Below are 19,485 nucleotides of genomic sequence, written 5' to 3'. Positions count from 1 at the left end.
CGACGCCGGCCGCCGGAGATCCCCTATGAGAGGAACCAACCGCAATGACCCGTGACGAGATCACCACCGGCCTCGCCGAGATCCTCGAAGAGGTTGCCGGGGTGAACCCGGACGACGTGGCCGAGGGGAAGTCCTTCACCGACGACCTCGATGTCGACTCGCTCTCCATGGTGGAGGTCGTGGTGGCGGCCGAGGAGAAGTTCGGCGTCAAGATCCCGGACAACGAGGTGCAGAACCTCAAGACCGTCGGGGACGCCGTCAGCTACATCGCGGCGCAGTCCTGATCATGAGTCGTCCTGACGTCGTCGTCACCGGGCTCGGCGCGACGACCCCGCTCGGCGGGGACGTCGCGTCGACCTGGGACGCCATGCTTGCCGGCCGCTCCGGGGTGAGTGCCCTCACCCAGGAGTGGGCCGCGCAACTGCCCGTCCGGATCGCCGCGCAGCTGGCCGTGGATCCGTCGGAGGTCCTGGACCGCGTCCGGCTGCGCCGGCTGGACCGCTCCGAGGCGATCGCCATCATCGCCGCGCAGCAGGCGTGGGCGGACGCCGGCCTGGCCGACTCCGGCCTCGACGGGGAGCGGCTCGCCGTCAGCATCGGCTCCGGCATCGGCGGCGCCACCACCCTGCTCGCCCAGGACGACATCCTGGAGGCATCCGGGCCGCGGCGGGTCTCCCCGCACACCATCCCGATGCTGATGCCGAACGGCCCGGCCGCCTGGGTCGGGCTGGAGCTGGGCGCCAAGGCCGGCGTGCACACAGTGGCCAGCGCCTGCGCCACGGGTGCCGAGGCGATCGCGCTGGGGCTGGACATCATCCGCTCCGGCCGGGCCGACGTGGTGGTGGCGGGCGGCACCGAGGCGGTCATCCACCCGCTGCCGATCGCCGGATTCAGCTCGATGCGGGCCATGTCGACCCGCAACGACGACCCGGAGCGGGCCTCCCGCCCGTGGGACAAGGGCCGTGACGGCTTCGTCCTCGGCGAGGGCGCTGGCGTCGTGGTGCTGGAACGGGCGGAGCACGCCGCCGCCCGGGGCGCCCGGGTGTACGCGCGCCTCGCCGGCTCGGGCATCACCTCCGACGCGTACGACATCGTGCAGCCGCACGCCGAGGGTGAGGGCGCCATCCGTGCCATCGCCAAAGCGATCGCGGACGCGGACGTCGCCAGGCAGGACATCGTGCACGTCAACGCGCATGCCACGTCGACCCCCGTCGGCGACATGCTGGAGATCGGCGCGCTGCACAAGGCGCTCGGCGATCACCCGGTGCTGGCGGCGACCAAGTCGATGACCGGCCACCTGCTCGGTGCGGCCGGCGCGCTGGAGTCGATCGCCACGATCCTCGCCATCCGCGACGGTGTCGTCCCGCCGACGATCAACCTGGACGACCCGGACGACGGCCTCACCCTGGACGTGGCCACCCAGAAGGCCCGCCACATGGAGATCCCGGCCGCGTTGAACAACGCGTTCGGCTTCGGCGGCCACAACGTGGCTCTCGTCTTCACGCGAGCCTGAGGCCACCGCCGCGGAGCCACCTCCGCCGGACCGCGGCGCGCACGTCAGAAAGGGCCCCTTCTCGAAGGGGCCCTTTTGCCGTTCAGGACCGGTTGCGGGGGTGCTGCTTGGCGGTGCGCTCGTTGCCCCGGCGGTAGTTGCCGGTCCAGCGGGCCATCACCAACTGCGGGTCGTCGTCGACCTCGGCGAGGAACTCCGCCGCCCGGCCGCCGCGCAGTGTGCCCGCCACCCGGCCGTGATGCGTGATCACCACCGTGCCGTCGGCACGCTGGTCGTACCGGAAGCCTTCTGCCGTTGCCATGGCCCGAGGTTGCCAGGCCGGGACGGCCCGGCGCGAGGCGATTTCCCCGACACACGACGGCGACAGCCGGGCCGGGACCGCCCGCCGGCGGCCGACCAGATGCCGCGGGCGGCGGGCTGTCAGGTGCCGCAGGTGGTGGCGGGCAGGCCGGGCACGGCAACCGGGGACCGGCCGCCGGGGCGGGCCTTGCCGGCCAGCACGGCCGCCAGCGCGGTCATCGACGCCTTGCTGGAGGAGTACGTCGCCAGCAGCGTCGGCGACGCCGCACCGGCCAGCACGTACGGGGTGTCCATGGCGACGGTGACCGCCGCGTCGGCGCGCAGGTCGCCTGCGCCGTCGCCGTAGCCGACCAGGTGCACCACCGTGCCGCCGCTCGCCTTCACGGTCACGCCGGCAGCGGTCAGCGCGGCGGTCAGCGCCGCCCGGGTGCCGTCCCGGCCGCCGGAGGAGGTGACGGTCACCGGACCGGGTACCGCCTTGCCGCAGGCGCCGCGCAGCACGGTGACGGCACCGGCGGCCAGCGCGTCCGCCGCCGCCCGGTGCGCGGGAGAGTTGAGCGTGGACATCTGCGCGGCCGGGGCGTCGGCGAGCCGGAACTTCATGGTCAGCACCCGGGTGACCGCCTCGACCAGGCGGGTCCGGGGCAGCGACCCACCGCGCAGCGCGGCGAGCAACCCGTCGTACGCCTGGCCGACGTTCGGGGTCATCAGGATCAGGTCGTTGCCCGCGTTCAGCGCCCGGACGGCGGCCTCGCCGGGGGCCCAGCGCTTCGCCGGCGGCATGTTCATCCCGTCGGTGATCACCACACCCTTGAAGCCGAGCTGACCCCGCAGCACGTCGGTGAGCAGCTTGTGCGAGAACGTCGCCGGGGTGCCCGGGTCGATGGCCCGCACGTCCAGGTGGCCGGACATCACGGCCATGGCGCCGGCCTCGATCCCGGCGGTGAACGGCGGCCACGCGCCGCTGTGCAGCGCCTCGGCGGACTGGGTGAGCACGGGCAGGTCCTGGTGCGAGTCGTCGGCGCTGTGGCCGTGCCCCGGGAAGTGCTTCAGGGTGGCCGCGACGCCACCGGCCTGCAGACCCCGGACGGCGCCGCCGACCTGCGCGGCGGCGACCTTCGGGTCGGCGCCGTACGAGCGGGAGCCGATGACCGTGCTGCGGGTCGCCAGCACGTCGGCGACCGGGGCGAAGTCGACGTTGATCCCCATCGCGGCGAGCTCGGTGCCGGCGGCCCGCCAGGCGTTCTCGGTCAGCGTCGGGTTGCCGGCCGCCCCGGCCGCGAGGGCGCTGGGCAGCAGCGTGACGCCGTCGGTGACGCGGGTCACCACGCCGTACTCCTGGTCGGTGCCGACCAGGAAGGGCGCCGGGCCGGCGGCCAGCCGGCCCGCGGCGTCGCGCAGCCCGCCGGTCAGCTCGTGCACCTGCTTGGGGTTGTCGACGTTTGTGGTCTCCTGGTTGCCCTTGGTCGGGTCGTCGGCGCTGAAGCCGACCAGGATCAGCCCGCCGAGCCGGTACTTGGCGATCATCTGGGCGGGGGTGTCGACGCCGGCCAGTGCCTGGTTGCCGGCCGCCGAGCCGGGTGAGACCTTCGTCGCCGAGTCGCCGTAGGCGTACGGCATCAGCACCTGACCGACGAGATCCTCGTCCGAGAGCGTGGCGACCAGCGCGGCAGCGCGGGCGGCCGGGTCGGTGCCCGTCGTAGCGGCAGGGGTGCTCGGGGCGGCCGAGGTGCCCGCCGGGCTGGGCGTCGGGTCGGGGCGCTCCGGGGCACCCGAGCAGCCGGAGACGAGCAGGGCAGTCAGGGCGGCGACGGCGATGCCGGCGCGTCGCGGGCGAATCTGCACGCCGCCCATCCCACCAGCTTCCCCCTTATCGGGGCAACTTGACCTTACCGGTCGGCGCGACACGACCAGGGTGAGCGCCTGGATGGCGGCCCGGTCAGCCGACTCGGGTGAGCAACGTCACCGGCGCGCCGTCACCGGCGTACCGGTAGGGCTCCAGGTCATCGTCCCAGGCGGTGCCCAGCGCCTTGTCGAGGGCGTGCGACAGCGCCTCCGGGGCCCGCGCGGAGGCCATCAGCGCCCGCAGCCGGTCCTCGCCGAGCTGGATGTCACCGGCCGCGCCGACGGTGGCCCGGAACAGGCCACGGGCCGGCACGTACATGTAGCGCTCACCGTCGGCGCCGGGACTCGGCTCCTCGGTGACCTCGAAACGGATCATGGGCCACTGCCGAAGGGCAGCAGCCAGCTCGGCGCCCGTCCCGGGACGCCCGGTCCACCCGCACTCGGCCCGGCGTGCGCCGGGATCGACGGGCTGAGCCGTCCACTGCAGGTTGACCGGCGCGGCTAGGACGCGCGCGATCGCCCACTCGACGTGCGAGCACACGGCGAGCGGGGTCGAGTGGACGTATACGACGCCACGCGTTGGCACGGTGACCTCCCGGAGAGCGAGGTGCGTCTTCCCCTACGACCTCGGCCACCCAGGTGGTTACTGCAACACATGATGACTCGTGTGGCGGATGGTGCGCCAGGGAATCGGAAAATTCGCTGGCCGGAATAGCCGGACGGGTGGTCTCGGTTAGCCCTGAGGACACCGCGACGACCAGCCTGATGTCGTGGTCCTGTACAGTTCCATCGGCGGCTTCTGCCGCGTTACACCTTCGCGGGTCGACCCAGTGTCGCCCGCACACAGCCCCCGGACGTCCAGTCCTCCCGTACGTCTTGCAAGGAGTACCTCCGTGGCGAGCAACACCTCTAAGACCGCGCGCGCGTCCGTCCGGGCCGGCCAGGCTGGCCAGGGTGGCGCCCTCAGCGTGCTGGGCGAGTTCAAGTACCTCATCCCGCTCAACGGCGGCAAGCACGCCTACGTGCGCAACCTGACCAACGGCAAGACCGCGCACCTGCGCACCGACTCCGACGCCTTCGTCGAGGAGATCCGCGTGCTGGCCGCCGCCGGCCACGCCACCAAGATCCGGGCGGAGATCAACAACCTGGCCGCCACCCACCCGGGTGACGGCTGGGAGGCCACCGAGAAGCGCCTGGTCGCGGCCGGTGTCTTCGAGGGCTGAGCCCTCCCCCACCGCATCAACGAACCGCCCGTCGGGACTTCCCGGCGGGCGGTTTCGCGTCCGCAGCCCCGCGCGACGGCCGTCGAGTCGGGCGGGGTTCAGGGCGGGTCGAGCAGGGCGACCTCGCCGGTGGCCAGGTCGTAGAGACTGCCGACCACGGCCACCCGGCCGGCGGCGACCGGCCCGCCCAGCACGGCGTCGTGGCGCAGCGTGTGCACCGTACGTAGGACGTGCCGGCGGATCGCCAACGGATGCACCGCCGGATCGTCGAGCCCTGCCTCGATGACCGCCGGGGCGATCTCGTCGACCAGGTGGGCCAGCGACCCGCCGGGCCGCTGGCCGCTGCGCAGCGCGTCCACCGCGGCCCCCACCGCCCCGCACCGCTCGTGGCCGAGCACCATGACCAGCGGTACGCCGAGCTGGCCGACCACGAACTCGATGGAGCCACACACCGCGCGGTCGAGCACGTGCCCGCCAGTGCGGATCACGCAGATCGCGCCGAAGGTCTGGTCGAAGATCGCCTCCAGCGGCACCCGCGAGTCGATGCAGCCGAGCACCACCGCGTACGGCTGCTGGTCACCGGAGGCGGCCGCCGCAGCCGTCACGTCGTGCCCGTGCACCGGCTGGCCGCTGACGAAGCGCCGGTTGCCGGCGAGCAGCTCGGCCAGCGCGGCCCGGGGCGTACCGCCGGCCTGTCTTCCCTGAGCCACCGGTCCGCCCACCGGCGGTCCGGGCGTTGCCTGCGCCGACCCCATGCCGTCCAGCTTGGCCCGCCGACGACGGGCGGGGGCCAGGTCGGGAATGTTCGCCTCGGCGCGATTGGCGTGGTGTCATGGCGGGTAGCCGGTGTTACCGCCGGGTATCCCGGTGCTGGTGGTTCCTGGCGGCCCTGGGAGGTGGCGATGCCGGAGCGGTTCGAGGTCGGTCTGCCCGACGGCGTGCGGCTGCACGTCGAGACCACGGGGCCGGCGGACGCCCCGGTCACCGCCGTCCTGCTGCACGGCTGGACGCTGGACGGGCGCGCCTGGCACCGGCAACTCGACGCGCTCACCGGGATGCCGGACGGCGCGGTGCGGGTGGTCACCTTTGACGCCCGGGGCCACGGACGGTCCAGCTGCATGGCGTTGCCCACAGCCACCCTGGCTCAGCTCGGGGACGACCTCGCGGCGGTCATCGACGCGGTGGCGCCGGCCGGTCGGGTGGTCCTGGTCGGCCACTCGCTGGGCGGCATGACGATCATGGAGTACGCGCACCGCCATCCCGCCCACTTCGCCGCCCGCACGGCCGGCCTGGTCTTCGTCTCGACCACCGCCGAGGGGCACACGCACACCGCCTACGGACTCTCGCCGCGGATCACCCGGCTGATCCGGCTCGCCGAGACGACCGGGGCCGGCGTACTGGCCCGGTGCGGCTCGTGGCGACCGCCCCGGCCGCTGCTGCGCGCGCTACAACCGAGCATCCGCTGGATGCTCTTCGGCGACCGCTGCGACCCGGCCGACATCCGGCTGGTGACCTCGGCGGTGGCCCACGCCTCGCTGCGCTCGATCGGTGGGTTCCGCGCCTCGATCGGCGCCCAGCGCCGGCTGGACACCCTCGCCACGCTCGCGCACCTGCCCGCCGCCGCCCTGGTCGGCGACCGGGACCGGCTCACCCCGCCGCCGTGCGCCGAGTCGATCGCCGCGGCGCTGCCGGCCACCGAGCTGACCATCTGCTCCGGCGCCGGGCACATGCTGATGATGGAGCGTCCGGACGAGGTGAACGCCGCGCTGACCGGCGTCCTGCGTCGGGTGCTCGCCGAACCGCCGCCGCGGGCCAGCGACGCGAGCGCCGTCAGGACGGGTGCCTGACCACGTTCCCGCACCTCGGGCGCGCCGGACCGGAGCGAGGGCCGTACCCTTCTGCGGTTGGCCCGCGCGGTTCGCGCCGCTCGCCGGCGACATCGAAGGAGCGTGCGTTGACCGACCAGACCGCCCTGGAGCAGGAGATCGCCGTCGAACAACGGCACCTCGACCGGGTGTACGCCCGACTGGCCGAGCTGCGCCAGTCCGCGGTCCGCGCCGAGCGCGACGGCTACCGGATGGCCCGGGTGGGCACGTTCGGCGCGCTCGTCGAACGGGACGCGATGGTCTTCCACGCCGCGCAGCGTCGGCACACCCTCGACGCCGAACACGAGGGACTGGTCTTCGGCCGGCTGGACCTGCGGGACCGTCAGGTGCTGCACGTCGGGCGGCTCGGCATCCGCGACGAGGACGCCACCACGCTGGTCGTCGACTGGCGTGCGCCGGCCGCCGCCGCGTTCTACCAGGCCACCCCGGCGCAGCCGCTGGGCGTGGTGCGGCGCCGGACCATCCAGTCCCGGCGGGAGCGGGTCACCCGCATCGAGGACGACCTGCTCGACCCCACCGCCACGCCGGAGGGGATGACGGTGGTCGGCGACGGCGCGCTGCTGGCTACCCTGTCCCAGGCCACCGGCCGGGGCATGCGGGACATCGTGGCGACGATCCAGCGGGAGCAGGACGAGGCGATCCGGTCGCCCGGTTCCGGGGTGACGATCGTCGCCGGCGGACCGGGCACCGGCAAGACCGCCGTCGCCCTGCACCGGGCGGCCTTCCTGCTGTACTCCGACCGCAGCCGGTACGCCGGTGGCGGCATCATGGTGGTCGGCCCGTCCACCGTCTTCGTCGAGTACATCGCCTCGGTGCTGCCCTCGCTCGGCGAGGACACAGCGACCCTGCACTCGCTGGGCACGCTCTTCCCGGGGATGACGGCCACCCGCACCGATCCGCCGGAGGTGGCGGCGGTGAAGGGCTCGCTGCGGATGCGTCGGGTGCTGGAGCAGGCCGCCCGGGACGCGGTGCCGGGCGGGCCAAGTGAGCTGCGGCTGCTCTACCGGGGCGGGTTGCTGCGGCTGGACCGCGCCGAGTTGGACGCGATCCGGGACCGCGCGCTGCACCGGGGCGCCCGACGCAACGAGGCCCGCCGGGCCGGCTTCGACGGGATCTTCGCCGCGCTCTGGGCGCAGGCCCGTCGTCTGAACACCGGCACCGGCCGGCTGCCGGAGCAGCGGTCCTTCGAGGGCGAGATCGCCGAGCGGCCGGAGTTCCGCGAGTTCCTCAAGGCGTGGTGGCCCCGGCTGCACCCCCGGCACGTACTCGGTTGGCTGGCCCGTCCGGACCGGCTGCGTCGGTACGCCAGCGGGATCCTCTCCGGCGCGGAGATCCGGATGCTCGAGGCGGCGTACCGGAGCCTGGACACCGACGGCCTCACCATCGCCGACATCGCGCTGCTGGACGAGTTGGACGCGCTGCTCGGCAAGCCGGCGCAGCCGGCGCGGGCCCGGCGCGACCCGTTCCAGCTCGCCGGTGGGGTCCGGGAGCTGACCACCCTCGGCGACCGCCAGCGGGCGGCCCGCGCGGCGGCGCGGGAGCGCCCGGCGGACTACCGGGACTACGCGCACGTGGTGGTGGACGAGGCGCAGGACGTTTCGCCGATGCAGTGGCGGATGATCGGCCGGCGCGGCCGGCTGGCCTCGTGGACCGTGGTGGGCGACCCGGCGCAGACCGCGTGGACCGGCGACCCGGAGGAGCTGGCCCGAGCCCGGGACCAGGCGTTGGGCCGCCGCAAGCGGCACGACTTCACGCTGACCACCAACTACCGCAACTCGGCGGAGATCTTCGCGGTGGCGGCGGCCGAGATCCGCCGGCTCTATCCGGACCTGCCGCTGCCGAGGGCCGTCCGCTCCACCGGGGTCGACCCGGTGGAGCTGGTGGTGCCGGCAGCCGGGTTGGAGACCGCGGTCGTGGAGGCGGCCGCCGGCCTGCTGGCCGAGGTGGACGGCACGGTGGGGGTGATCACGCCGGTCCCCCGCCGGGACGAGGTCGCCGGTTGGCTCGGCGCGCTCGGCGCGTCGCGGTTGCAGGTGGTGACCAGCCTGGAGGCCAAGGGCATGGAGTACGACGGCGTGGTGCTTGTCGCACCGAGCGAGATCCGGGCGGATCCGGGGGCGGGCGTACGCACGCTCTACGTCGCGCTGTCCCGTGCCACCCAGCGGCTCACCACCATCGACCCGATCGGCTGAATCCGAATCGGCGCGGCCCGGAGTCGGCACTGGCGGACAGTTGCATACATAGCGATGTGAGCATACATTTGACCCGGTCCCGGACGGCAACGGAGGGTGGGTGTCGTGGGTGCAGGTCATGACCACCACCACGCCTCGGTCGCCAATGCCGCGCACCAGCACCGGGGCCGACTCTGGGCGGCATTCGGGCTGCTCGCCACCCTGATGGTGGTCGAGGCGGTGGCCGCCCTGCACACCGGCTCGCTGGCCCTGCTCTCCGACGCCGGGCACATGTTCACCGACGTGCTCGGCATCGGGATGGCGCTCGCCGCGATCACCGCCACCCAACGGGCCACCGGCGACCCGCAGCGCACCTTCGGGCTCTACCGCCTCGAGGTGCTCGCCGCCCTGGCCAACGCCGTCCTGCTCTCCGGCGTGGCGATCTACGTGGTGGTCGAGGCGATCCGCCGGTTCGGCGACCCGCACGAGGTGGTGGCCGGCCCGATGCTCGCGGTGGCCGTCCTCGGCCTGCTCGCGAACGTGGTCGCGTTCGCCCTGCTCCGCACCGGGGCCCGGGAGAGCATCAACCTCCAGGGCGCCTACCTGGAGGTGCTCGGCGACCTGCTCGGCTCGGTCGGCGTGATCGGGGCGGCACTGCTCATCACGGTCACCGACTGGTGGTGGGCCGACCCACTGGTGGCGGTCGCCATCGGCGTGTTCATCCTGCCGCGCACCTGGCGGCTCGGCCGCGCCGCAGTCCGCATCCTGGTGCAGGCCGCCCCGGAACACCTCCAGGTCACCGCCGTACACGACCGGCTGGCCGCCGTGCCCGGCGTCGTCGAGGTGCACGACCTGCACGTCTGGACGCTCACCTCGGGCATGGAGGTAGCCTCCGCACACCTGACCATGGCCCCCGGCGCGGAGGTCGGCGCCGTGCTCACCGCCGCGCGTGCCGCCCTCCAGGAAGACTTCCGGATCGAGCACGCCACGCTCCAGATCGAGCCCGGGGCCGCACCCGGTGCCTGCGGTGCCGTCACCTGGTGACAATTTGCCGAGATTTCATCGCATTAGTCGACATTCACGGTGACGACGTACGCACCGTCCGTCACATTCGCTGCACCTGCCCCAGCGGCACCGGTAGGCTCTGTCTCGGCCACCACCCGGCGGCGCCCTCCCGGCGCCGGTGGGGGCCGCCGCCTAATCGCCCGAGAGGGCGAACCGGGGAACCACGTTCCTGGGGTGCATCCGCGTCAGCGGTAGGGATCTTCCGTCCCGAACCCGTCAGCTAACCCGGTCGGCGGCTAACGGAAGGACACGAATAGTGGCACCAGCACGACCCCCCGCCGCCCGACTGGCGGCGCTGATCGTCATGATGTTCACCCTCGGCGTCGCGATCCCGGCCGGCGCAGCCTCGGCCGCTCCCCCGGCCGCCCAGCGGGCCGCCGCGGCACCCAGCGACGACGAAGAGGGTGGCACCCCGGCCCTGCGGGCCCAGCTCGAAGCGGCCAGCAAGGGCTACCTCGACGCGAAGCGCGCCCTGGACACCTCCGTACAACGGCAGCAGCAACTCGCCACCAAACTGAAGACCACCGAAGCCGAGATGAACGAGCGCAACGGCAAGGTCGGTCAGATCGCCGGCGTCGCGTACCGCACCGGCCGGCTCAGCACCGTCTCGGCGCTGCTCAGCACCAACACCCCCGAAGGCTTCATGGATCGGGCCGCCGCGCTGGACGTGGTCGCCGCCAACGAGGACCGGGCACTGCGCGACCTCCTCGCCACCAAGGACGAGGCCAACCGCACCCGCGTCGCCCTCGACGGCGAGATCCGCGAGCAGCGCAAGCAGGTCGAGGTGATGGCCAAGCGCAAGGAACAGGCCGAGCGAGCCCTGACCGTGGCCACCACCAAGCCGCAGACCACCACCGCCGACACCAACTCCAACCGGGGCACCTCCAGCGCCAACGCCAAGGCCGCGCCGCGCAACTCCGACGGCTCCTGGCCGTCCGAGTCGTGCAGCGTCAACGACCCCACCCCGGCCAACGGCTGCATCACCCCCCGCACCCTGCACGCCCTCAACCAGGCCAAAGCCGCCGGCTTCACCCGGTACGTCTCCTGCCACCGCTCCGGCGGCTCCGGCGAGCACCCCAAGGGCCGGGCCTGCGACTTCGCCGCGCAGAAGAACGGCTTCGGCGGAGACGCCACCGGCGGCGACAAGACGTACGGCAACAACCTGGCCGCGTACTTCATCCGCAACGCCGACCGGCTCGCCGTGCTGTACGTGATCTGGTACAGGCAGATCTGGCTACCCAGCAGCGGGTGGAAGTCCTACAGCGGAGCGGGCGGCGACCCGTCCAGCGATCACACCAACCACGTGCACCTGTCCGTGTACTGACCCCGACCCGGCCGGCGCCTCTCCGATGTGGGGCGCCGGCCGTCGGCCCTCAGGCCGCTGAGCAGGCTGGTCTGGCACCTGCCGCACCCCGATTGCCCGGCAACGCCAGCCATGATCGCGCTGCAACCAGGATGTAGTGGCCTCGCAAGCGGCCGGAGGCCACTACATCCTGGATCGAGCACGATCATGGCGAGGTCGCCGCGCGCCGGGCGCGGCTCGCGGCGGGACGGGGCGCGGCGCGCGAGGGCAGGGCGGCTCGCGGCGTGGCGGGGCGGCGTGGGCGCGGGTGTGGTCAGGCGGGATTTGGGGGGTTGTCGGTGCGGTCGAGGGCCGCGCCGAGTCGGGTCGCCAGGGCCAGGTGGGCGGCTCTGGCCTGGCGAAACGCGTACCGGAAAAGGGGCGCTGGCGCCCGCAGGGTGATCTCGACGTCGATCCGGACCAGGCCGTCCGGCTCGGTGCGTAGCCGGGTGTGGTTGCGCACCGTGGTGGCCGGCCACTGGCGGGCCACCGTGACGATCTCGTCGTCCTCGCAGACGAGCACGTCCGCCTGGTAGGTGGTTTTGAAGCGCAGCGGGCCGGCGGCCAGCCGGTCGTTGATCGTGTAGCTGGCCCGGGCGCCAGGCCGGGGCGGGACCCGGCGAACCCGGATGATCAGCGGATGCAGCTCGCCCTGGCGGGTCAGGTCGCTCAGCAACGCCGCCGCGTCGGCGAGGGAGCAGCGGGCCTGGACGGTGTAGCTGAACGTATCGCTGCTGAACACACCGTCTCCTGCCGTCGATGGTCGCACGATCGTCCCGTACCCCGGTCAGGCTGGCAACGCCCGGACGGACGCCGGCCGTTGCCCCGGCATTCGCGGTGCGTTATCACTACCGTCGGCTGTGGGGATATCACCGGTCGTGACGGAGGGCGGAGACATGAACGGCGATGCTCGGTGAGCGGGCACGTGATGGTCTTCGCGCCCACTCCGCAGCTGACGGTGACGGTGGACCAGCCGAACGACCATCCCGAGCTGCACCTGCACCCCGGCGGGCAGGGTGTCTGGCAGGCCCGCATGGTGCTGTCGCTCGGGGTCGACGTGGTGCTCTGCGCCGCACTCGGCGGCGAGATCGGCCAGGTGCTGGAGCCACTGCTGGTCAGCGAGGGCGTGGACCTCAAGGTGGTGGTCCGTGACTCCGGTAGCGGCGGGTACGTGCACGACCGTCGGGACGGCTCCCGGCAGGAAGTCGCCGACGTGCCGGGGCAGCCGCTGAGCCGGCACGAGCTCGACGAGTTGTACAACCTGGCGCTCGGCGAGGGCCTCCGCGCCGAGGTGAGCGTCCTCAGTGGGCCCAACGCGCCGTGGCTGGTCCCGGCCGACGTGTACCGGCGCTTCGCCGCCGATCTCGGCGCCAACGGCAGCCGGGTGGTGGTCGACCTCTCCGGTGATCATCTTGGCGCGGCACTGGAGGGCGGGGTGTTCTTCCTCAAGGTGAGCCATGAGGAGCTGATCCGCGACGGCCGCGCCAGCAGCGACGACAGCGCGGAGCTGACCCGGGCGATGTACGACCTGCACGCCGCCGGCGCCGAGACGGTGGTGGTGAGCCGGGCCGACCAGCCGGCGTTGGCGCTGATCGACGGGGAGCTCTTCGAGGTGGAGATGCCCCGGTTGGAGGCCGCCGACCCGCGCGGCGCTGGCGACTCGATGACCGCCGGGGTTGCCGCCGTTGTCGCTCGCGGCGGGGACATCCGGACCGCCATCCGCACCGGTGCCGCAGCCGGGGCGCTGAACGTGACCCGGCACGGCCTGGGCACCGGCCGGTTGGACTCGATAACTGGGCTGGTGGAACGCGTCCGGCTGGTCCCGGCGGACAGCCGGCCGCAGGAGCGGACCACCCCCGACGAGCTGGCCGACCGGGCGGTCGAGAGATGACCCTGCGGGTGCTGGTCACCAACGACGACGGGATCGCCGCGCCGGGCATCCAGGCGCTGGCCTGGGCCGCGGCGCAGCGGGGCCTGGACGTGGTGGTCGCGGCGCCGCTGGAGGAGGCGAGCGGCACCAGCGCCGCGATGAGCGCGGTGGAACGGGACGGCCGGGTGGTGGTGCACGACCATCCGCTCCCGGACCTGCCGGGTGTGCCGGCGTACGGGGTCGGTGGCTCGCCCGGGTTCATCACGCTTATCGCGCTGCACGGCGCGTTCGGCCCACCGCCGTCGGTGGTGCTGTCCGGCATCAACCGGGGCGCGAACGCCGGCCGCGCCGTGCTGCACTCCGGCACGGTTGGTGCCGCGTTCACCGCCGCCACGAACGGCTGTCGGGCGATGGCGGTGTCGCTGGACGTGCTGTCGGCGGGTGAGGCGACGGCCGCCAGCGGTGGCGCGGCGGTGGACGCCGCAGCCCGGGTACGCGACGCCGAGCGGCACTGGAGCACCGCCGCGCGGGTCGCCCTGGACCTGCTGCCCCGGCTGACCGCCGGGCCGCTGGAGAGCGTGCTCAACGTCAACGCCCCCGACCTGCCGCACGGCCGGCTGCGCGGGGTGCGCCGTGGTTCGCTGGCCAGCTTCGGTCAGGTGCAGATGACGGTGGCCGAGTCGGGGCACGGCTTCGTGCGTACCTCGTTGGAGGAGCCGGGGCAGGCCGCGCAGCCCGGCACGGACGTGGCGTTGCTGGCCGGCGGGTACGCCTCGGTGACCGCCATCCGGGCGGTCACCGAGGTGGCCGACGTGGACCTGACCGGCCTGGATGAGCAGCCCTGACGGGCAGGATGGTCGACGCTCAGGCGCCGGGAAGCACCTCGGGTGTGGCGGCGCCGGCGAAGTAGGGCTCCGGAGCGCCGAAGAGGCCGAGCAGGCCGGTTACCCAGAGCTGCCGGTGCACGAACCGGCTCGGCTCGGTGACCACCAGCTTGACGCCGCTGACCTCGGCTGTCTGGAAGCCGGCGACCATGGCGCTGATGCCGACGGAGTCGATGAAGGTGACCAGCCTCATGTTGAGCTCGATGCGGAGCGGACGGCCCTTGGCCAGCACCTCCGCGATCGCTTCTCGCACCTCGTACGCTGTGTCGACGTCGATCTCGCCTCGTGGGGCGATCTCCACGACTCCACCGGACAGAACTGATTGCACGATCGACAGGCTCACGCGAGCACCTCCACCCGCCCGTCCCCCGGGCGCCTCATCAGTACGCGGGCCGCGACCGAGAGTATTCCTCCGACGGCCTCGGTCGCCACCCCTCGGGATGAGCAATTCACGGATCCGGGCTCACAAAGCCGCCCATATCCCTACTTTTCGGTATCTGATCACTCAATACTTTTCGTCATCTGCTCAGTCGACAATCGGTCGGAACCAACGTGCCGCGGACAAGGGTAGCGGTCCCAGCCCGACGCGCCCGACAACCGACCTGACCCGCGCCTCAGCCCCGAGTGGTACCGGCGTGTCGCGCCTGCCCACCGGCAGCAGATCCAGGCCCATGGTTGTCGACGCCGCCTAGCATCGACCCGGGACACCCACCGTGACGGAGAGGACCTTCGATGATCAAGAGACTGGCTGGGCTGGCCGGCGTCGGCGTACTGCTCGCCCTCGTGCTGGCCTGCGGGTTCGGTGGTGGCGGGGACGACGATGACGACGACTTCGCCCGGAGGGCTGCCGTGGTGACGGTGCGCTGAACCGGCCGGTGAGCCGTGCCGGCCGGGTTTGCGCGCGGTCGGCGCGGGGCACTGCGGGGTGAGCGAGCCGTGACGGCTGGACAGACGCCGAAGTCCGAAGTGGTTGGCGGCTTCGGCACCCGAGGAGGTAACCACGATGTTCGGAACCAACCTGCTGGACCGCCGCAGCAAGCCGGAGCGGATCGCGGACCAGGCGTGGGAGCACCTGGTCTCCGCCGTCAGCTCCGCGGGCGACAGCGTCCGGGACACCGCCCGCTCGGCCCGCCGCAGCAGCGGCGACCTCGCCGACGGCGCGGGTGACCTGGTGGGTTCGGCGGCCGAGGAGGCGCGGCGGCGAGCTTCGCGTGCCTTCGACGCGCTCGCCGGCCGCCAGCCGGCGCTGCCCTGGACGCTGCTGATCGGCGCCGCGCTGGTCGGCGCGGCGGTCGGCTGGGCCGTCGGCTCCGCCGCCCGTGCCGCCGGCAGTCGGGATGACCGCGCGGTGGACGACGTCGAGTTCGTCGACGTCGACCGCCCCAACTCCCCCGTCGGCCTGGACGACTGACCACCCACCCACGGGCCCCGCTCGACCTCCGGGTCGGCGGGGCCCGCTCGCTTTCACATTTCGGGCCGGTCCGCCGGGGTGCCGGACCCCTCAGGCAGCCCCGGCGGGCCGGTGTAACGGAGGGTGGTCCGGGCGCACCCCCGGACCACCCAGGTCAGCGACTCGTGCAGGTGACGGTGGCCGGGGGTGAGTTGCTGCCGGTCCACGAGCCGAGGAACCCGACGGTGGTGCTGGCTCCGGCGCCGAGCGCGCCGTTCCAGCCGCTGTCCCGGACCGAGACGACGGCCCCGCTCTGGGTGTACGTGCCGCCCCAGAGTTGGCTGATCCGCTGCCCGTTCGGGAAGGTCCAGCCCAGCGTCCAACCGGCGATGGGCGCGCTGCCGGAATTGCTGACTACCAGTTCGGCCTGGAAACCCCCCGACCAGGAGCCGGTGACCCGGTACGTCGCCGCGCACCCGGCACCCGGAGGCGGCGTGGTCGGAGGCGTCGTCGTCGGAGGGGGCGTGGTCGGCGGCGGGGTGGTCGGAGGGGGCGTCGTGGGAGGCGGGGTAGTCGGGGGCGGGGTAGTCGGGGGCGGCGTGGTGGGACCGCCGGTGCGCTCGCCGACCAGGATGCCCCTGCCGTTGGTGCCGAGGTAGACCCGGCCGTAGACACGGGGGTCGCCGGTCAGCGCCTCGGTCGGGTTGCCGTACTGGTGGCGGTCGTCGTTGACGCGTACCCAGGTCGTCCCGGCGTCGTCGGAGCGGTGCACGCCGGGCTGGCCGTCCACGGTGCCGTAGAGGAAGACCGCGGGGTTGGTGCGCCCGGGCGCCGCCTTGCCGAAGCCGACGTTGCCCGAGGCGCTGACGCCGCTCAGCTTGGCGAAGCTGGCGCCCGAGTCGGTGGAGCGCCACAGCCCGCCCGGCCCGGCCAGCCACAGCTCGCCCGACCGACCGGGCAGGGCCTTGAACCGGACGTCGGAGGTGGGCAGCCCGGTCGCCGCCGTGGCGGTGAAGCTCGCCCCGCCGTTGGTGCTGAGGTAGACCCGCCCGCCGCTGAAGCCGTAGAACCGGTTGGGGTCCACCCGGTCGGACTCGATCGTCGCGTTGGCCGGGATGCCGGTGGACGCCGCCCAGGAGTTGCCGAAGCCGACCGAGTAGACCACCTGTTGACCGGCGTCGCCGGGCGCCCAGACGAACCGGCTGCCGTCGGCCGCGGCGGCGACCGTGCCACCGGTGTTGACCCCGGACGGCTCGGTCCCCTGGAACCAGGTGGCCCCGCCGTCGGTGGAGAAGGCGACGTGACTGTCGCCGGGCCGGTCGGCGTCGGTGAAGTTGCCGGAGCGGACGAGCACGGCCGGCTTGCTCTCGGCGTAGTCCAGGCTGGTGGTGCTGGTGAAGACCGGCTGGGTGAACAGCATGGACGGGATGGTGTCCAGGTCGTTGTGCCGGAAGCCGCCGATGTCGCCGAGCGCGCTGATCAGCGGCGCGCCGCTGGGCGGGCTGATCAGGTCGAGGACGGCGGTCTCCTCCAGGCCGCGCACCATCGGCTTGATGGTGAACTGGCCGCCGGTGTCCCACCTGGTCAGGTCGGTGGTGCCGTAGATGGTGGCGCCGGTGCCGTACATCATCCGGTTGGAGTCGTGTGGGTCGATCTCCACCGACTCGTTCATCCAGCCGAGCTTGGGTGCTTCCTCCGGCGGTGCCGGGTTGACGCCGAAGGTCAGCCAGGGCACCGAACTGACGTCCATCGTGTAGCGACGGGTCTTCTCCGGGTAGTTGCTGAACTCCCAGATCCGGGTCCAGCTCGCCCCGCCGTCGGTGCTGCGGAAGAAGATCGCGTCCGGCCACCAGGAGACCTGGGTGGCGACCAGCAGAGTGTTCGGGCGCTGCCGGTCGATGGTCAGACCGCTGTAGCCGAAGTAGGCGTCCGCGCTGGTGGACGGCACCGGGCTGATCCGCGTCCAGGCGCCGGTCGACCGGGTGAACTTCCAGACGTCGCCCTTGCCACCGTCGTACGGGCCGCCGGTGTCGCTGGTGGCGATGTAGAGGTGACCGCCGACCGGGTCGACGACGCCCTTGTGGGCGAGGTAGCCGGTGGGCTGGCCGGGGATGCGCGCCCAGCTGACGCCCCCGTCGGTGCTGCGGTAGACCGGGTTGTCCTTGTCCGCCACACCCACGTAGATGGTCTGCGTGGTGGAGCCGGCGGTGCCGGTGCTCTTGTCGAAACTCACCCAGGTCAGACCCTGGTTCTGCCCGTTGTAGCCGTTCGGGTCGCTGGGGTCGGCCCGGTAGTTGCCGGCGTTCGGGAAGGCGGTGACCCGGGCCCACGTCGCCCCGTGGTCGGTGCTGCGCCACAGCCCGTTGCCGCCCTCGGCGCCGTAGTAGACGATGTTGTTCCGGTTGGGGTCGACGGCGAGCCGCTCACCCATCCCCCGGCCCGGCATGTTGCCGCCGTTCTTGAACGGCAACTCGGTGATCTGCCAGGTGGCGCCCTTGTCGGCCGAGCGCAGGATCGCGCCGTTGTTCGGGTCCCACCCGTTGGTGTACATGCCGACCGCCGCGTACACCCGGTTGGTCTGCACCGGGTCGGTGGCGATGCTGACCACCCCGTTGTAGCCCCACCGGTCGGCACCGACCCAGTCGAGCAACGGCGTCCACGACTGGCTGGCCTGCTCCCAGCGGTACGCCCCGCCGATGTCGGTGCGGGCGTAGATCAGGTTTTTCTCGGTGGGGTTGAAGACGATGCCGGGTACGAAGCCGCCGCCGCCGACCTGGACGTTGCGCCAGGTGTACGCGTCGGCGGCGGCCAGCGCCGACGCCGAGCCGGCGGCGGTGAACGGGGTCACCACGACGGCCGTGGCGACGACCAGCGCGGACACGGCGGCACCGGCGAGACTCTTCAACAAATGCGCGGTTCCTCTCGGGAGGCACGCCCGGGGGACGGGAGCGGCGGGTGGTGACGCCGTGGCCCGGGGGACGGGCACGCGACGCTGGGGACGGGCCGGAGCTGCCCTGGCTCCAACCACCCGACGCGACGGCTCTCCGCTATCGAGGAACGCGCTTACCCTAACCGATCCGCAGCCGCTTTGGAAGCGCTCCCATCGATGTTCGTGCCCGGGCCGGACCCGTCACCCGCACCGGATGAGGACGGGTCACCCCGGCCGGCGGCAGGATCGGATCCCGGGCGGGCCTTCGGCCGCGGCCGTCACCCGGTCCGCCAGTCACACAGCGGAGGAGGGACCGATGGCCATCGCGACGATCAGCCGCACCGACCAGGACATCCAGTCCGCCGTACTCGACGAGTTGACCTGGGAACCCCGGGTGCAGCCGCACGAGATCGGCGTGACAGTCGCCGAGGGCGTCGTCACGCTGACCGGGCGGGTGGACAGCTACGCCAAGAAATGGGCTGCCGAACGGGCCGCGCACCGCGTGGTCCAGGTCCGGGCGGTCGCCAACGACCTGGCCGTGCGACTGCCGGGCAGCGCCGAGCGCACCGACCCCGACCTGGCCGCCGCGGCCGGCCACGCGCTGGAGTGGGACGCGTTCGTGCCCATCGAGAAGCTCCAGGTCACCGTGTCGGCCGGCTGGGTGACGCTGCACGGCGAGGTCGAGTGGGAGTACCAGCGCCGGGCCGCCGAGCGGGCCGTCTGCCGGCTGACCGGCGTACGCGGGGTCAGCAACGGCGTCACCGTGCGACCGGCCGCCCCGCCGGACGGTGTCAACCTGGCCGAACGGATCGTCGACGCCCTCGCCCGCGCCGGGGCCACCGAGGCCGAGCGGATCAGTGTCCGGGTGCACGGTGACACGGCCGTGCTCGCCGGGCTGGTGCACTCCATGCCCGAACGTGCCGAGGTGGAGCAGGTGGCCTGGTCCGCGCCGGGCATCCGGGAGGTCCAGAACCACATCGCGGTCGCCCCGGTCCTGCGCTGACCGCGAGCGCGGAACCACCCGGGGCGGGTGAGCCCACCTCACCCGCCCCAGGTGCAGGCTGGGG

The 19,485-nt window shown here is 73.0% G+C and carries 19 protein-coding genes and 1 riboswitch; of the genes, 12 read left to right on the top strand and 7 right to left on the bottom strand.

Annotation, left to right across the window (positions count from 1 at the left end):
* The first annotated feature begins 44 nt into the window (after positions 1–44).
* Positions 45–284 carry an acyl carrier protein gene (locus ABZ808_RS27320; RefSeq protein WP_030330276.1) on the top strand — a complete coding sequence of 80 codons (240 nt, stop codon included), beginning with the start codon at positions 45–47 and terminating at the stop codon, positions 282–284.
* A gap of 2 nt (positions 285–286) precedes the next feature.
* Positions 287–1,513, top strand: coding sequence for a beta-ketoacyl-ACP synthase II (gene fabF, locus ABZ808_RS27315; RefSeq protein WP_357011817.1), 1,227 nt, complete (start codon positions 287–289; stop codon positions 1,511–1,513).
* Between the two features lie 82 nt (positions 1,514–1,595).
* Here fabF and ABZ808_RS27310 read toward each other — a convergent pair whose 3' ends face one another.
* From ABZ808_RS27310 to ABZ808_RS27300, 3 genes are all read right to left on the bottom strand, one after another.
* On the bottom strand, positions 1,596–1,814 hold the full coding sequence (locus ABZ808_RS27310) for a hypothetical protein (RefSeq protein WP_357011815.1): 219 nt from the start codon (positions 1,812–1,814) through the stop codon (positions 1,596–1,598).
* Positions 1,815–1,933: 119 nt separating this feature from the next.
* Positions 1,934–3,667, bottom strand: coding sequence for a glycoside hydrolase family 3 N-terminal domain-containing protein (locus ABZ808_RS27305; protein ID WP_357011813.1), 1,734 nt, complete (start codon positions 3,665–3,667; stop codon positions 1,934–1,936).
* An 85-nt stretch (positions 3,668–3,752) separates the two neighbouring features.
* Positions 3,753–4,244, bottom strand: a complete 492-nt coding sequence (locus tag ABZ808_RS27300; protein WP_357011811.1) for a DUF3145 domain-containing protein — start codon at positions 4,242–4,244, stop codon at positions 3,753–3,755.
* Between the two features lie 307 nt (positions 4,245–4,551).
* Between ABZ808_RS27300 and ABZ808_RS27295 the strand changes: the two genes are divergently transcribed.
* Positions 4,552–4,881, top strand: a complete 330-nt coding sequence (locus tag ABZ808_RS27295) for a hypothetical protein (RefSeq protein ID WP_099856326.1) — start codon at positions 4,552–4,554, stop codon at positions 4,879–4,881.
* A 98-nt stretch (positions 4,882–4,979) separates the two neighbouring features.
* On the opposite strand, the gene ABZ808_RS27290 is transcribed toward ABZ808_RS27295, so the two are convergent.
* Positions 4,980–5,591 (bottom strand): carbonic anhydrase, encoded by a 612-nt coding sequence (locus ABZ808_RS27290; RefSeq protein ID WP_357011809.1) that lies wholly within the window; start codon positions 5,589–5,591, stop codon positions 4,980–4,982.
* 192 nt (positions 5,592–5,783) lie between these two features.
* On the opposite strand from ABZ808_RS27290, the gene ABZ808_RS27285 reads away from it, so the two are divergent.
* The 4 genes from ABZ808_RS27285 to ABZ808_RS27270 all read left to right on the top strand — a co-directional run bounded on the left by ABZ808_RS27285 (position 5,784) and on the right by ABZ808_RS27270 (position 11,327).
* Positions 5,784–6,728, top strand: coding sequence for an alpha/beta hydrolase (locus tag ABZ808_RS27285; RefSeq protein WP_357011807.1), 945 nt, complete (start codon positions 5,784–5,786; stop codon positions 6,726–6,728).
* A 107-nt stretch (positions 6,729–6,835) separates the two neighbouring features.
* Positions 6,836–8,959 carry an AAA family ATPase gene (locus tag ABZ808_RS27280; RefSeq protein WP_357011805.1) on the top strand — a complete coding sequence of 708 codons (2,124 nt, stop codon included), beginning with the start codon at positions 6,836–6,838 and terminating at the stop codon, positions 8,957–8,959.
* A gap of 105 nt (positions 8,960–9,064) precedes the next feature.
* Positions 9,065–9,982: a cation diffusion facilitator family transporter gene (locus ABZ808_RS27275; protein WP_357011803.1), complete on the top strand. Its 918-nt coding sequence runs from the start codon at positions 9,065–9,067 to the stop codon at positions 9,980–9,982.
* Between the two features lie 140 nt (positions 9,983–10,122).
* A riboswitch (cyclic di-AMP (ydaO/yuaA leader) is annotated at positions 10,123–10,254 on the top strand.
* 53 nt (positions 10,255–10,307) lie between these two features.
* Positions 10,308–11,327 carry a hypothetical protein gene (locus tag ABZ808_RS27270; RefSeq protein WP_357012012.1) on the top strand — a complete coding sequence of 340 codons (1,020 nt, stop codon included), beginning with the start codon at positions 10,308–10,310 and terminating at the stop codon, positions 11,325–11,327.
* A 292-nt stretch (positions 11,328–11,619) separates the two neighbouring features.
* Here the strand turns inward: ABZ808_RS27270 and ABZ808_RS27265 are convergent, their stop codons facing one another.
* Positions 11,620–12,087, bottom strand: coding sequence for an SRPBCC family protein (locus ABZ808_RS27265; protein ID WP_357011801.1), 468 nt, complete (start codon positions 12,085–12,087; stop codon positions 11,620–11,622).
* A 171-nt stretch (positions 12,088–12,258) separates the two neighbouring features.
* Between ABZ808_RS27265 and ABZ808_RS27260 the strand changes: the two genes are divergently transcribed.
* On the top strand, positions 12,259–13,236 hold the full coding sequence (locus tag ABZ808_RS27260; protein ID WP_357011799.1) for a PfkB family carbohydrate kinase: 978 nt from the start codon (positions 12,259–12,261) through the stop codon (positions 13,234–13,236).
* Positions 13,233–14,060: a 5'/3'-nucleotidase SurE gene (locus tag ABZ808_RS27255; protein WP_357011797.1), complete on the top strand. Its 828-nt coding sequence runs from the start codon at positions 13,233–13,235 to the stop codon at positions 14,058–14,060. Before ABZ808_RS27260 ends, ABZ808_RS27255 begins: the two co-directional genes overlap by 4 nt.
* A gap of 19 nt (positions 14,061–14,079) precedes the next feature.
* Here ABZ808_RS27255 and ABZ808_RS27250 read toward each other — a convergent pair whose 3' ends face one another.
* Positions 14,080–14,442: an STAS domain-containing protein gene (locus ABZ808_RS27250; protein WP_357011795.1), complete on the bottom strand. Its 363-nt coding sequence runs from the start codon at positions 14,440–14,442 to the stop codon at positions 14,080–14,082.
* A 389-nt stretch (positions 14,443–14,831) separates the two neighbouring features.
* Here ABZ808_RS27250 and ABZ808_RS27245 point away from each other — a divergent pair, with 389 nt between their 5' ends.
* A complete protein-coding gene (locus tag ABZ808_RS27245; protein ID WP_357011793.1) occupies positions 14,832–14,966 on the top strand; it encodes a hypothetical protein in 135 nt (44 codons plus the stop codon).
* 136 nt (positions 14,967–15,102) lie between these two features.
* Positions 15,103–15,510 (top strand): hypothetical protein, encoded by a 408-nt coding sequence (locus ABZ808_RS27240; protein WP_357011791.1) that lies wholly within the window; start codon positions 15,103–15,105, stop codon positions 15,508–15,510.
* A 154-nt stretch (positions 15,511–15,664) separates the two neighbouring features.
* Here ABZ808_RS27240 and ABZ808_RS27235 read toward each other — a convergent pair whose 3' ends face one another.
* On the bottom strand, positions 15,665–18,394 hold the full coding sequence (locus ABZ808_RS27235) for a cellulose binding domain-containing protein (protein ID WP_357011789.1): 2,730 nt from the start codon (positions 18,392–18,394) through the stop codon (positions 15,665–15,667).
* 340 nt (positions 18,395–18,734) lie between these two features.
* On the opposite strand from ABZ808_RS27235, the gene ABZ808_RS27230 reads away from it, so the two are divergent.
* Positions 18,735–19,421, top strand: coding sequence for a BON domain-containing protein (locus ABZ808_RS27230; protein WP_357011787.1), 687 nt, complete (start codon positions 18,735–18,737; stop codon positions 19,419–19,421).
* Positions 19,422–19,485 lie beyond the last annotated feature (64 nt).

This window comes from Micromonospora sp. NPDC047527, from assembly GCF_040643015.1.
Lineage (GTDB): Bacteria > Actinomycetota > Actinomycetes > Mycobacteriales > Micromonosporaceae > Micromonospora.
This window is presented reverse-complemented; position numbering and strand designations above follow the sequence as displayed.